Consider the following 13,031-nt stretch of genomic DNA (forward strand, 5'->3'; position numbering starts at 1 on the left):
ACGATCCCTGCGGGGACACCCCCCAGGCCCGTCGGGTACGACGAAGGCGTGGCCCGCCACCTCGTCCGAGGGGGCGGGCCACGCCTGTGTTCCGTCGGCCGCCGGGGCTAGAGGTAGGGGCCCGAGCGGATCGCTCCGTGGCCGCCGTCCTCGTCGTCGTCGTGCTGCCCGCCCGGCGGAAGGGCGCGGCGCATCTGCTCCAACTGGGCCCGTGCCGCCATCTGCTGCGCGAACAGGGCCGTCTGGATGCCGTGGAAGAGGCCCTCCAGCCAGCCCACCAACTGGGCCTGGGCGATCCGCAGTTCGGCCTCGGAGGGGATGGCCTCCTCGGTGAACGGGAGCGACAGGCGCTCCAGTTCCTCCACGAGCTCCGGAGCCAGGCCGTCCTCCAGCTCCTTGACCGAGGCGGCGTGGATGTCCTTGAGCCGGACCCGGCTCGCCTCGTCGAGAGGCGCGGCACGTACCTCTTCCAGGAGTTGCTTGATCATGCTGCCGATCCGCATGACCTTGGCGGGCTGTTCGACCATTTCCGTCACCGGGACCTCGCGCGACTCGTCATCGGCGTCGCCGACCGCCGTCCCGTCCTGTCCCACGATCAGGACGTGCGGGGGGCTGTCCTGCGACCGTTCACTCCTCGGCATCTCCATGCCGTCATTCTCTCGCACACCTCCGTACTCACACGGTGTGCCCCCGTACAGTCGTGATCCAACCTGTACGGGGGCACCAGCCTGCTACCGGGCTACGCCGCGGCCCGGCGGGCCAGCGCGCCGCTGGAGCGGGTGACGAGTGCCGCCAACAGGGCCGCGCCCAGCGGAACCAGGACGATCAGGCCGCCGATGGTCTCCCACGGCACGGAGATCACCACGGTCGGCAGGGCCTCCGACGCCGAGGTGTAGCCCTGCTCGACCGTCTCCCGGTAGAACGACTCCGCCTCGCGCTGCTCCATCAGGCGCAGGCCCACCGCGGGCAGGATCCCGGCCGCCGAGCCCAGGACGACACCCATCAGGGAGACCACCCCGCACTGGAAGCCGCTCAGCGTCCGCCGCACCCGCGGCGCCGCGCCCACGGCGGCCAGCGTCTTCAGGTCGGCCTCGGCGTCTGCCTGGGCGAGCCCGGTGGCGATGCCGGCCGCGCCGACGGTGACGAGACCGGCGAAGACGGCGAGGGCGAGCATGACGATGCTGTTGTCGCCCTGGTAGCCGGCCTCGATGCGCATGGAGGCCTCCACGCCCATCCGGTCGATCTCCCCGGCCATCTTCTGGCGCTGCTGGCTGGTCGCCTGCCCGTCGAGGCTGAAGTACGAGCCCAGGGGCGCGGTGGCCAGTCCGGCCGCCTTGGCGGCCGCGGGCGGCACGATCAGGTCGACGCCCCAGCTCTTGGTCGTCTCGGGCGCGAGGTGGACCGGGAAGACCTTGTCCTCACCGGGCAGCTCCTCATGCTTGTCGCGCTTGAGGTCGGCGGCCTCCGGGTCGGTGATGCTCCGCACGACGAGCTTGCCGTCCTTGACCTGGCGCTTGTCGAAGGCGACGGCCTGGCCGCCCTTGAGTGCGGCCACGGAGCCGGGGTCGGTGACCGCGAGGATGCTCAGCACCTTCTCGTCCGCGACGAGGACGGGGTGCTGCGTGCCGTACGGCTTGTCCTGGCAGCGCCAGTCCGCGCGCAGTTCCTTGCGCTGCGCCTCGGGGAAGGCGTTCATGCCGTCGGGGTGCTCGTAGAGCGGGCAGCGCTGTTCCCGGGGCGTGATGATCTCGGCCCGGCCGCAGCCGGGCTCGGAGGAGAACGACTCGCAGTTCGGGTTGCCGACGACCAGCCGGTCGATGTCCGCCCGCTGCGTCAGCGGCAGGTGCTTGGCGAGGGCCTCGCGCAGGGCGGGCACCTCCTTGTGCGCGCTGTTCTCGTTGGCCTCCAGCAGCCCGGTGCCGTGCGGCAGGTCCGCCCTGTACTCCTGGCGCATCTGGACGTCGTTGCTGTGCTGGTAGGTGGCCACCGCGACCGTTCCGGCGACGGCGGCCAGGACGGCGGCCACGGCGGGCGCCGTACGCCCGCGGTTGCGCACGGCGTCGCGCAGCGCGAGCCGCGGCGACAGCGGCAGCCAGCGGCCGAGCCGGCCGAACAGGCCGACGAGGACCGGGGTGAGGGCGACGATGCCGAGCTCGGCGATGGCGCTGCCGCCCGCGACGACGGGGCTGCCCATCTGCGAGGTGGTGCCGTAGAGGGCGATGGCGGCGCCGACGGCGACGGCGATCAGTCCGACGACGGGCAGCACCCGGTTGGCGCGGCGGATGCCGCGGCGGCCGGTCAGCGAGGCCAGCACGGTCTGCCGGGAGGCGGTGACGGCCGGGACGATCGCGGCCAGCAGGCCGGTCAGTACGGCGAGAGCGGCGATGGCGGCGAGTTCCAGCGGGCGGAGGTCGAAGTCGCCGAAGCGTTCGCCGAGCTTCTCCTCCAGCACCGGCCGCAGGACGACGGTGAGCAGGATTCCGACGACGGTGCCGACGACGGCGGCGACGGCGCCTATGACCAGGCCTCCGGAGAGCACGATGGAGCGGATGTGGCGCCGGTCGCCGCCGTTGGCGCCGACCAGGCCCAGCTGGCGGCGCGAGCGGCGGGCGCCGACCGCGAAGGCCGGTCCGGCGAGCAGGCAGATCTCCAGCATGGCCAGGCCCACCACGGTGGCCACGATGGCCATTTGGACGACGGTGTCGCTGTCGCGGTCGAACCTCTCCTTCGGCTCGTCCTTGTACAGCGGGACCTCGGAGTCGGCGGGCGGGTCGAGCATGACCGCGCGGGAGACGACGACCATGCCCTTGGCGTTGGCCGCCTTGACCGCGTCCCAGGTGACACCCGCGCCGCCGACCTTGACCAGGTATTCGTCGTCGGCGCCGACTCCGTGCGCTCCGGCGGCCTGCAGCGCCTTGGCGAGCGGGGCGAGCAGGGTCCCGGGCGGGGCGATGAGCTCGTTGCGCCCGAGCGCGGACGGCACCTCGTGGGCACCGACGATCTTGTACGCGGACGTGGCGCCGCGCGGGGTCACCGAGGAGCCGACGAAGAGGCCCGAGTTGTCCAGGAAGGCCTGGGTGGCGATGACTTCGCCCGGTCCCTCGGGCAGCCGGCCGCGGTCGAGCGTGATCAGGCCGGTCACCAGGGGGCTGTGCGTGTCGAGTTCGCGCAGCTGCGTGTCGAGCAGCCCGTGGGTGGTGCGTACCTTGCCGAAGCCGCTGCTGTCCTTGAGGAACTCGGCCCCGGCCGGGAACAGGGACTGCACCGGAACCGGCGGGACCTCGCGCGCCTGCGACGGGTCGAAGTTCTTGTATCCGCCGACGGGTGCGGAGGTGGTGCCGTCGGGGTTCTGGTTGATGGGACTGCCCGACATCGTGGCCCGCACGCGGGCGTCGGCCGTGCCGACCGTGCGGGACAGGGTCTGTTCGGGGGAGAGTTCGGCGCTGCGCAGGGTGAAGTCGGCGGCGCTCACGCCGACGATCGGCAGGGCGAGCATCGCAAGGACCAGGGCACTGCGGCCCTTGGCGCGCCATGCGTCACGGCGCGCTATGCGCAGGGCCGCGACCCAGGAGTGGTACCAGGCCCGGAGCGGAGAGTTCACTGGCCGGCCGCCCGCCCGGAGAGGAGGGAGTCGGCCTGGCTGCGCAGGGTCTCGTCGACCACGCTGCCGTCGCGCAGGAAGACCACGCGGTCGGCCCAGGCGGCGAACCGCGGCTCGTGCGTGACGAGGATCCCGGCCGCTCCCGCGTCGCAGCGGGAGCGCAGCAGGGCGAGGACGGACTCGCCGGTCTCGGAGTCGAGGGCGCCGGTGGGCTCGTCGGCGAGGACCAGGCGGCGGTCGCCCACGAGGGCGCGGGCGATGGCCACGCGCTGCTGCTGGCCGCCGGACATCTCGTCGGGGAAGCGGTCGGCGAGCTGGCCGAGGCCCATCTCCTCCAGCGCGGCGAGCGCGGAGACACGGGCCTTGCGGGCGGAGGTCCCGTCGAGCTCGCGGGGCAGTGCCACGTTCTCGGCGGCGGTCAGGGCCGGGATCAGGTTGTAGTCCTGGAAGACGTACCCGATGCTGCGGCGGCGCAGCGCGGCCAGCTGCTTGCGGCTCGCCGTGGTGATGTCGGTGCCCTCGACCACGACCCGGCCGCTGCTCGGGGTGTCGAGGCCGCCCGCGAGCGTGAGCAGCGTGGACTTGCCGGAGCCGGAGGGGCCCATGACGGCGACGAGTTCGCCGGGGAAGACGGAGAGGTTGATGCCGCGCAGGGCGTGCACCTCGGTGGCACCGCTGCCGTGGGTGCGCACGAGTTGGTCCAACTGCAGTACGGGCTGGTGGGGCTGGCGCTGGTCAGGCATGGAGGGTCCCCCCTGGAACGGTGGTTCAGCCACGTCGCGTACGGGCGGTACGGGGCCGGGTGGTGGTGGTGGTCGGGTCCGGGGTGTCGGCTACGGCGGCCTGGGGCGGTTCGGGTTCAGCGGCTCTCCGGTCGGCCGGCAGGGAGAGCCGGACGAGCCGGGCTTCGCAGTGGTCGAGCCAGCGGGCCTCGGCCTCGGTCTGGAAGATCAGCTGCTCCAGGACGAGCAGCCAGGCCACGTCGTCGCGTTCGCGGGACCGGCCGCTCTCGACCGCGGCCAGCGCCGTGGCCTTGAGCCGGGTGTAGTCCTGCATCGCCTTGATCGTGGCGTGCCGCTGGGCCTGGATGACCGCACGGATGTCCACGCCGGGGGCGCCCACGGCCATGGCGAGCTTGATGGACAGCTCGTCGCGGGGCGGGTTGGCGCGGTCGACGGGGCGCTCGTACCACTGGAACAGCTCGGTGCGCCCGGTGTCCGTGATGGCGTAGAGGGTGTGGCCGGCGGCGTCCTCACCGTCGGGGGCGACGAGGCCGTCGCGTTCGAGGCGGGCGAGGGTCGTGTACACCTGCCCGACGTTGAGCGGCCAGGTGGAGCCGGTGCGGGACTCGAACTCGGTGCGTAGCTGGGAGCCGTACCGAGGGCCCCGTTCCAGCAGGGCAAGTAGCCCGTGACGGATCGACATACTCAGTATGTATACCGAGTATGTTCACTCCCTGCAACCATCCTGAGATGTACATCCCAAGGGGGACGGCGGTTCAGATGCCGCGGCGCAGGCGCACTCCGAGGTAGCCCAGACCCAGGCCCATCAGGGCGCATCCGGTGCCGAGCGGCAGTATGTGCGCGGCCAGGTCGGCGGCCCGGTCGTTCGGGCCGGTGCCGAGCGCGCTGACCACCTCCTGCGGGGTGGGGGCCGCGACGACGGCGGTCGGCAGCGGCCGCGCGGTGGGCTCGGTGCGGGGGCGGACCGGGAGCGGCCGGGAGGCCACCATCAGCTCGGGGTTGGCGGGCTCGCCGACCGGCCTCCCGGGGCGCTCGCGGCCGACTCCGGCGACGCTGCCGGCCAGCTCCTCGTGGGGGTCGTCGTCCTGGGTGGCCGGGGCCGCGGCGTGCCGGGCCGCGGCGTGCCGGGCCGGGACGAGCAGGGGGCCGGCGTACGCGGAGGCAGTGGGCGCGAGCGCGGCCGCGGCCAGGACCGCGCAGGCCAGCCAGTGCGGCGGGTGGAAGCCTTGGATCACGGGGAGCCCCTCCCGTCCCGAGCCGCCGAGCTGCTCGCTGCGCGTCAGAGATATGCGCCAAGATTTACATAGTGGGGCAAAAGCGGCATCCCGGACGCCCCATCGGGGTGTCCGGGATGCCGGTGTGTCGTACTGCGGGGCGCGCGTGCCCGCTATTCGGGGTTGCCGGTCGACACGGTCAGCGTGTAGGCCGTGCCCTCCTTGTCGATCTTCTCGCCGGAGGCCGGGGTCTGGAACAGCACCGTGTCCTTGCCGTACACGGCCTCGTCCTTCTCCACGATCGTGTACCTGCCGCCCGAGGCCTGGATGCACTCCTTCACCGAGAGCAGGTTCTTGTACTTGAAGTCCGGCGCCATGTACTTGCCGGTCTCGCTGTAGTGCCTCACCGGATCCGAGCACTTCTTGGGGTCGATGGTGCGCGTCAGGTCCGGCCCCTTGAACCCGGCCTTGGCGGAGGCGGACGCGGAGGCACCCGGGTCCGCCGTCGTGCCCTTGTCCTTGTCGCCGTCGCCGTTCATCGAGATCGCCGCGATCAGACCGCCGACGGCCAGCAGCGCCACAACGATCGCGCCGACGAGCACCGGCGTGTTCCGCTTGCCGTCACCGGCCGCCGCGGACGTGCTGCCCGTGCTCGACGGGGAGATCGTGTACGGCGGCGGGGTCTGCGGCGCGTACTGCTGCTGCGGCGAGGGCGTGTGCGGGTAGGCGTAGCCGCCCTGCGCGTGCTGCTGCGGCGGGGGCGTCGGCGCGTACGGGGCCGGCGTCTGCGGGGCCTGGTACGGCTGCTGCACCGACTGCGGCGGCGCCTGGTACCCGGACTCCACCGGCGGGAACACGGCCGAGGCCACGCCGGCGCCGCTGCTCAGGGGGCCCTGGCCCTGCACGATGACCGGCGCCCCGGTCTGCCCGGAGCCCAGCACGCGCGCGACCTCGTCGCCCATGGCCGCGGCCGTGGGGAAACGCTCGTTCGGGTTCTTCTTCAGGGCCCGCGCCACCAGCGCGTCGATCGCCGGGCTCAGCGACCGGTTGACGGAGGACGGGGCGACCGGCTCCTCCTGCACGTGGGCGTACGCGATGGCCAGCGGGGAGTCGGCGTCGAACGGGATCCGTCCGGTCAGCAGCTGGAAGAGCATGATGCCGACCGAGTAGAGGTCGGAGCGGGCGTCGACCCCGCGCCCCAGCGCCTGCTCGGGCGAGAGGTACTGGGGGGTGCCGACGACCATGCCGGTCTGCGTCATCGAGGTGACCCCCGACTGCATGGCGCGGGCGATGCCGAAGTCCATCACCTTGACCACGCCGCGCTTGTTCACCATGACGTTGCCGGGCTTGATGTCGCGGTGGACGAGCCCCATCTCGTGGCTGGTCTCCAGGGCGGCCAGCACGTCGGCCGTCACCTTCAGCGCCTTGTCCGCCGGCATGGCCCCGTACTGGCGGATGTCCTCCTCCAGCACCGAGCCCAGCGGCCGGCCCTCCACGTACTCCATGACGATGTACGGCATCACCGCGCCGTCGCCGCCTGAGCCGCCGTTGAAGGTGACCTCGGCCTCACCGGTGTCGAATACCGAGACGATGTTCGTGTGCGACAGTTTCGCTACAGCCTGGGCCTCGCGGCGGAACCGCTCGCGGAAGGACTGCTCGCGGCCGAGATCGCTGTGCAGCGTCTTGATGGCGACCTGCCGGTCGAGCGCCGAGTCGTACGCCAGGTACACGGACGCCATGCCGCCCGCACCCAGCAAGTCCCTTAGCTGGTAACGGCCACCGGCCAGAGAGCCGCCCGCGTATTGGCCCTGAGTGCCGTCCTGGCTCATGACTGTTGCTTCCCCTCGGGATGTGTCCCCACGCCGCTGGCCGGGCGCATATGGCGCCCAGTCTGCCCGAGGGCAAGCACACGTCAAGCCAGGTGCCCGTTCCGTGACCGGACGTGCACAGGGTGGCCTTGTCCGAACGGTGACCGGTTCCGAGGCTGTAGCGTTCACCGGAGCACCGACGAAGAGGACTACCGCTGAGCGGCGGCCGAGAGATACGACGGCGAGGACTGATGGCACCCGAACCCGATGGAAACGGCGCCGGGATGACCGATGGTCCTGAGCACTGGGGCGCAGGCGGCCTGGTGGGAGACGGTCGTTACCGGATGACGCACCGGCTGGGCCGCGGCGGCATGGCCGAGGTGTTCGCCGCCGAGGACGTCCGGCTGGGCCGCACCGTCGCCGTGAAGCTGCTGCGCGCCGACCTCGCCGAGGACCCGGTGTCCAAGGCGCGCTTCACGCGTGAGGCGCAGTCCGTTGCCGGACTCAACCACCACGCCGTCGTCGCCGTGTACGACTCGGGCGAGGACCGGGTCGGCCCGAACACCGTGCCGTACATCGTCATGGAGCTGGTCGAGGGCCGCACCATCCGCGACCTGCTGCTCAGTGCCGAGGCCCCGGGCCCCGAGCAGGCGCTCATCATCACCTCGGGCGTGCTCGAGGCCCTCGCGTACTCGCACCAGCACGGCATCGTGCACCGCGACATCAAGCCGGCGAACGTCATCATCACCGAGACCGGCGCGGTCAAGGTGATGGACTTCGGCATCGCCCGCGCCCTGCACGGCGCCCAGTCGACGATGACCCAGACCGGCATGGTCATGGGCACCCCGCAGTACCTGTCGCCCGAGCAGGCCCTCGGCAAGGCCGTCGACCACCGCTCCGACCTTTACGCGACCGGCTGTCTGCTGTACGAACTGCTCGCGCTGCGGCCCCCGTTCACCGGCGAGACTCCGCTGTCGGTGGTCTACCAGCACGTCCAGGACGCCCCCGTGCCGCCCTCGCAGCTGCCGGAGGGCCGTCATCTCCCGCAGGAGCTCGACGGTCTGGTCATGCGCTCCCTCGCGAAGGATCCGGACGACCGGTTCCAGAGCGCCGAGGAGATGCGCGGGCTGGTCCAGTACGCGCTGCAGATGCTGCACGACCAGGGTCCGAACACCGGCACCTGGAGCACCGGTCCGGTCACCATGTCCCTGCCGCACGGGCGGGGCGGCGCCGCCGCCACCACGGCCATGCCCGTGAGCGGGACCGGCGGGCAGCAGCAGTACGGGGCGCACGCCTCGACCTCGCAGTTCCAGCAGCCGATGGTGCCCGCGCTGAACCCGGACGACGGCTCGGCCTTCCCCGGCGGCCATGGCGGCCCGGGCGGTTACGACGGCGGTTACGACGGGTACGACGACCGCGGCGGCAGCCGGTGGAAGGCCTGGCTGTTCGCGGTGCTCGCGATCATCGCGGTCGCGGGCGGCGTGGCCTACGCGGCCAACAACGTCGGCAAGGGCGACAAGAAGCCGGGGACCACCCAGAGCACCCCGGCCGGCCAGCCGAGCAAGTCCAGTGCCCCGAACGTCAGCCCGCCGGCGCAGACCCAGGAGTCCCCTGCGCCCAACACCGACAACTCGCCGCTGCCGACCCGCAGCCGGCAGCAGAGCTTCAGCCCGACGCCCACCACCACGGTGACGCAGTCGCCGACCGGTACGGCCTCGCCGTCCTCCTCGGCCGCGACGAAGCCCGCGACGACGCCGCCGCCGAAGCCCACGCTGACGCTGCCGACGAAGCCCGTCGAGACGGGTGGCGCCGCGGCCGGCGGCGGGGGCGGCACCAACTCGGAAGAGTGACGCAGGTCGCAGGTCGCAGGTACGCGTGACGCAGGTACGGGGACGGGCCCGGCGGAATCAATTCCGCCGGGCCCGTTCCCGTATCCGCGTGAACGCCGGTCAGAGAGCGTGCTGGTACTGCCGGTCCGGATTCCGGGCGAGCGAGTGCACGGTGATGAACTGGGGTTCGATACGCATGTAGACGGGGTCGTAGACCTCGCCGTCCGCGAAATGCGGAACCGGACCAAAGAGCTCCAGTTCGGCGTTGGTCGGTACCGTGACCTGCGCCGTTCCGGTGAACTGGACCGACCAGAGCTCAGGTTCCCGGGAATTCGAATTGTCGGCCCCGTACGCCACCACGCTGCCGTTGCAGGCCTGGTGGTAGCCGAAACCGGAGTGCATTCTCAGCACCACCCTGCCGTCCACCACGATGTGGCGGGCGAGCGCGAGGAAGGGCAGCGCGCGCATGCTGGTGGCCACGCGGCCGTAGGGCACCCGGCGCAGCAGTTCGACGGCCTCGGCGGCGTGGAGTTCCTCGGGGGTCATGCCGTCCACTCTCGGCCACCGGCACCCCGCCGGGGAAGAGCAGCCCGACCCGACGCTCAGGGACGTTGGTCCCGGTTGGAACACCGCGGCGGGTGGATCAGCGCCCGGATCAGCGCCTCTCGGCCTGCAGCCGGGCCACGTAGGCGGCGGCCTGGGAGCGGCGCTCCATGCCCAGCTTCGAGAGCAGGCTGGACACGTAGTTCTTGATCGTCTTCTCGGCCAGGTGCAGCCGCTCGCCGATCACGCGGTTCGTCAGGCCCTCGCCGATCAGGTCGAGGATCTTGCGCTCCTGCTCGGTGAGGTTCGCCAGGCGGTCGTCGCCCCTGCCGCCCCTGCCGCCGTCGCGCAGCCGCTCCAGGACGCGTGCGGTGGCGACCGGGTCGAGCAGCGACTTGCCGGCGGCGACGTCGCGCACGGCGCTCAGCAGCTCATTTCCGCGGATCGCCTTGAGCACGTAACCGGAGGCGCCGGCCATGATCGCGTCGAAGAGCGCCTCGTCGTCGGCGAACGACGTCAGCATCAGGCACTTGACGTCCTCGTCCTGCGAGCGGACCTCGCGGCACACCTCCACACCGCTGCCGTCCGGAAGGCGCACGTCGAGAACGGCCACGTCGGGACGGGTGGCGGGGATCCGGACCAAGGCATCCGCGGCGGTACCGGCCTCGCCGACGATCTCGATGTCCTGTTCGACCGACAAGAGCTCGTGGACGCCCCGACGTACCACTTCGTGGTCGTCCAGGAGGAATACCTTGATTTTTCCGTCTTCGCGCACGAAGTCAGTTTCACACACTCACCCCTTCCCTGCCGGAGTTACCCGGGATAACGTGCCGTTGTTCCCGGCCCCTGCAAGGCTGTGACCAGTGGTTGTTCCCGTTGCTGCGTTTTTACTAGGAAATCCAAGCAAAAACGCAGGTCAAACGGGGTTTCGCAGTTATGCGGCGCACTGGGTAACGTGCATTGCGCAGGGCACTCGCCGGGACACCTGTCACGCCTGAATCCCCGTACGCGATGCGCACCCACCCCGTGTGCTCGTTACGGATACAGGTGAGCCGCACTGGACCCCGGAGAACCCGGGTGCCGGACCGACGGAGGAGCACACGTGACCGTGGAGAGCACTGCCGCGCGCAAGCCGCGACGCAGCAGCGGCACCAAGCGGGCGGCAGGCGCGGCGAACGCCGCCGCCAAGCCCGCCGCTGCCACTGCGCAGACGCTGGACGCCGTACCTCAGCTCGTACAGCTGCTGACGCCCGAAGGGGACCGCGTCGACAACGCGGAGAACGCCGAGTTCGCCCCCTTCGTCGCCGACATCACCACCGAGGACCTGCGCGGGCTGTACCGCGACATGGTCATGACCCGTCGGTTCGACGGTGAGGCGACCGCCCTGCAGCGTCAGGGCGAGCTGGGCCTGTGGGCCTCGCTCCTGGGCCAGGAGGCCGCGCAGATCGGCTCCGGCCGGGCGCTGAACGACGAGGACTACGTCTTCCCGACCTACCGCGAGCACGGCGTGGCCTGGTGCCGCGGGGTCGACCCGACCAACCTGCTCGGCATGTTCCGCGGCGTGAACCACGGCGGCTGGGACCCGAACCTCAACAACTTCCACCTGTACACGATCGTCATCGGCTCGCAGACCCTGCACGCGACCGGTTACGCGATGGGTGTGGCCAAGGACGGCGCGGACTCCGCGGTCATCGCCTACTTCGGTGACGGCGCGTCCAGCCAGGGTGACGTCGCGGAGGCGTTCACCTTCTCCGCCGTCTACAACTCCCCCGTGGTGTTCTTCTGCCAGAACAACCAGTGGGCGATCTCCGAGCCGACCGAGCGTCAGATGCGCGTGCCGCTCTACCAGCGCGCGCAGGGCTTCGGCTTCCCGGGCGTCCGCGTCGACGGCAACGACGTCCTGGCCTGCCTGGCCGTGACCCGCTGGGCCCTGGACCGGGCCCGCCGCGGCGAGGGCCCGACCCTGGTCGAGGCGTTCACGTACCGCATGGGCGCCCACACCACCTCCGACGACCCGACGAAGTACCGGCGGGACGAGGAGACGGCGGCCTGGGAGGCGAAGGACCCGATCCTGCGCCTGAAGGCCCACCTGCTGGCCACCGGGGGCGCCGACGAGGCGTTCTTCACGGAGCTGGAGGCGGAGAGCGAGGCGATGGGCAAGCGCGTGCGCGAGGCCGTGCGCGCCATGCCCGACCCGGACACCATGGCGATCTTCGAGAACGTCTACGCGGACGGGCACGCGCTCGTCGACGAGGAGCGCGCCCAGTTCGCCGCCTACCTCGCGTCCTTCGAGGAGGGTCACTGATGGCTGTCGAGAAGATGTCGATCGCCAAGGCACTCAACGAGTCCTTGCGCAAGGCCCTGGAGCAGGACCCCAAGGTCCTGATCATGGGTGAGGACGTCGGCAAGCTGGGCGGTGTCTTCCGGATCACCGACGGCCTGCAGAAGGACTTCGGCGAGGAGCGGGTCATCGACACCCCGCTCGCCGAGTCGGGCATCGTCGGCACCGCCATCGGCCTGGCCCTGCGCGGGTACCGGCCGGTCGTGGAGATCCAGTTCGACGGCTTCGTCTTCCCCGCGTACGACCAGATCGTCACGCAGCTCGCGAAGATGCACGCCCGCGCCCTGGGCAAGGTCAAGATGCCCGTCGTCGTGCGCATCCCGTACGCGGGCGGCATCGGCGCGGTCGAGCACCACAGCGAGTCCCCCGAGGCGCTCTTCGCGCACGTGCCGGGCCTCAAGGTGGTCTCCCCGTCGAACGCGAGCGACGCCTACTGGATGCTCCAGCAGGCGATCCTCAGCGACGACCCGGTGATCTTCTTCGAGCCGAAGCGCCGCTACTGGGACAAGGGCGAGGTCGACTTCGACGCCATCCCCGGTGAGCTGCACAAGGCGCGCGTGAGCCGCGAGGGCTCGGACGTCACCCTGGCCGCCTACGGCCCGATGGTGAAGGTCTGCCTGGAGGCGGCGGCCGCGGCGGCCGAGGAGGGCAAGTCGGTGGAGGTCCTCGACCTGCGCTCGATGTCCCCGGTCGACTTCGACGGGATCCAGGCCTCGGTCGAGAAGACCCGCCGGCTCGTGGTGGTCCACGAGGCGCCGGTCTTCCTCGGCGTGGGCGCGGAGATCGCCGCTCGCATCACGGAGCGGTGCTTCTACCACCTGGAGGCGCCGGTCCTGCGCGTGGGCGGTTTCCACGCCCCGTACCCGCCGGCCCGCCTGGAGGACGAGTACCTGCCCGGCCTGGACAGGGTGCTCGACGCCGTCGACCGCTCGCTGGCGTACTAGGAGACCCG

General features: G+C 71.4%; 11 protein-coding genes. 3 read left to right on the forward strand and 8 right to left on the reverse strand.

Going from position 1 to position 13,031, the window contains the following annotated elements; genetic code table 11:
• Positions 1-107: 107 nt before the first annotated feature.
• The 6 genes from OG753_RS22505 to OG753_RS22530 all read right to left on the reverse strand — a co-directional run bounded on the left by OG753_RS22505 (position 108) and on the right by OG753_RS22530 (position 7,387).
• A complete protein-coding gene (locus OG753_RS22505; RefSeq protein ID WP_327263488.1) occupies positions 108-647 on the reverse strand; it encodes a bacterial proteasome activator family protein in 540 nt (179 codons plus the stop codon).
• Positions 648-739: 92 nt separating this feature from the next.
• Positions 740-3,496 (reverse strand): FtsX-like permease family protein, encoded by a 2,757-nt coding sequence (locus OG753_RS22510; protein ID WP_405792769.1) that lies wholly within the window; start codon positions 3,494-3,496, stop codon positions 740-742.
• A 101-nt stretch (positions 3,497-3,597) separates the two neighbouring features.
• A complete protein-coding gene (locus OG753_RS22515) occupies positions 3,598-4,344 on the reverse strand; it encodes an ABC transporter ATP-binding protein (RefSeq protein ID WP_327263489.1) in 747 nt (248 codons plus the stop codon).
• A 25-nt stretch (positions 4,345-4,369) separates the two neighbouring features.
• Complete coding sequence (locus OG753_RS22520) at positions 4,370-5,026, reverse strand: PadR family transcriptional regulator (RefSeq protein ID WP_405789838.1); 657 nt, start codon at positions 5,024-5,026, stop codon at positions 4,370-4,372.
• Positions 5,027-5,099: 73 nt separating this feature from the next.
• Positions 5,100-5,579, reverse strand: coding sequence for a hypothetical protein (locus OG753_RS22525; protein ID WP_405789840.1), 480 nt, complete (start codon positions 5,577-5,579; stop codon positions 5,100-5,102).
• Positions 5,580-5,731: 152 nt separating this feature from the next.
• On the reverse strand, positions 5,732-7,387 hold the full coding sequence (locus tag OG753_RS22530; RefSeq protein WP_327263492.1) for a protein kinase domain-containing protein: 1,656 nt from the start codon (positions 7,385-7,387) through the stop codon (positions 5,732-5,734).
• A gap of 263 nt (positions 7,388-7,650) precedes the next feature.
• On the opposite strand from OG753_RS22530, the gene OG753_RS22535 reads away from it, so the two are divergent.
• A complete protein-coding gene (locus OG753_RS22535) occupies positions 7,651-9,216 on the forward strand; it encodes a protein kinase domain-containing protein (RefSeq protein ID WP_327263493.1) in 1,566 nt (521 codons plus the stop codon).
• A 99-nt stretch (positions 9,217-9,315) separates the two neighbouring features.
• Here the strand turns inward: OG753_RS22535 and OG753_RS22540 are convergent, their stop codons facing one another.
• On the reverse strand, positions 9,316-9,741 hold the full coding sequence (locus OG753_RS22540; RefSeq protein ID WP_327263494.1) for a pyridoxamine 5'-phosphate oxidase family protein: 426 nt from the start codon (positions 9,739-9,741) through the stop codon (positions 9,316-9,318).
• Positions 9,742-9,850: 109 nt separating this feature from the next.
• Positions 9,851-10,513, reverse strand: a complete 663-nt coding sequence (locus tag OG753_RS22545) for a response regulator transcription factor (RefSeq protein ID WP_327263495.1) — start codon at positions 10,511-10,513, stop codon at positions 9,851-9,853.
• A gap of 327 nt (positions 10,514-10,840) precedes the next feature.
• Between OG753_RS22545 and pdhA the strand changes: the two genes are divergently transcribed.
• Positions 10,841-12,043 carry a pyruvate dehydrogenase (acetyl-transferring) E1 component subunit alpha gene (pdhA, locus tag OG753_RS22550; RefSeq protein WP_327263496.1) on the forward strand — a complete coding sequence of 401 codons (1,203 nt, stop codon included), beginning with the start codon at positions 10,841-10,843 and terminating at the stop codon, positions 12,041-12,043.
• Positions 12,043-13,023: an alpha-ketoacid dehydrogenase subunit beta gene (locus OG753_RS22555; RefSeq protein WP_109779208.1), complete on the forward strand. Its 981-nt coding sequence runs from the start codon at positions 12,043-12,045 to the stop codon at positions 13,021-13,023. Before pdhA ends, OG753_RS22555 begins: the two co-directional genes overlap by 1 nt.
• The last annotated feature ends 8 nt before the right edge of the window (positions 13,024-13,031 follow it).

The sequence above is a fragment of the Streptomyces sp. NBC_00029 genome (assembly GCF_045160505.1).
Classification (GTDB): domain Bacteria; phylum Actinomycetota; class Actinomycetes; order Streptomycetales; family Streptomycetaceae; genus Streptomyces.

What these genes read in the sequence shown, in the direction of transcription:
- OG753_RS22535 (WP_327263493.1), top strand. Translation starts at nt 7,651, where the DNA reads ATGACCGATGGTCCTGAGCACTGGGGCGCAGGCGGCCTGGTGGGAGAC.
- OG753_RS22530 (WP_327263492.1), bottom strand. Translation starts at nt 7,387, where the DNA reads ATGAGCCAGGACGGCACTCAGGGCCAATACGCGGGCGGCTCTCTGGCC.
- OG753_RS22540 (WP_327263494.1), bottom strand. Translation starts at nt 9,741, where the DNA reads ATGACCCCCGAGGAACTCCACGCCGCCGAGGCCGTCGAACTGCTGCGC.
- OG753_RS22505 (WP_327263488.1), bottom strand. Translation starts at nt 647, where the DNA reads ATGGAGATGCCGAGGAGTGAACGGTCGCAGGACAGCCCCCCGCACGTC.
- OG753_RS22555 (WP_109779208.1), top strand. Translation starts at nt 12,043, where the DNA reads ATGGCTGTCGAGAAGATGTCGATCGCCAAGGCACTCAACGAGTCCTTG.
- OG753_RS22515 (WP_327263489.1), bottom strand. Translation starts at nt 4,344, where the DNA reads ATGCCTGACCAGCGCCAGCCCCACCAGCCCGTACTGCAGTTGGACCAA.
- OG753_RS22510 (WP_405792769.1), bottom strand. Translation starts at nt 3,496, where the DNA reads ATGCTCGCCCTGCCGATCGTCGGCGTGAGCGCCGCCGACTTCACCCTG.
- OG753_RS22520 (WP_405789838.1), bottom strand. Translation starts at nt 5,026, where the DNA reads ATGTCGATCCGTCACGGGCTACTTGCCCTGCTGGAACGGGGCCCTCGG.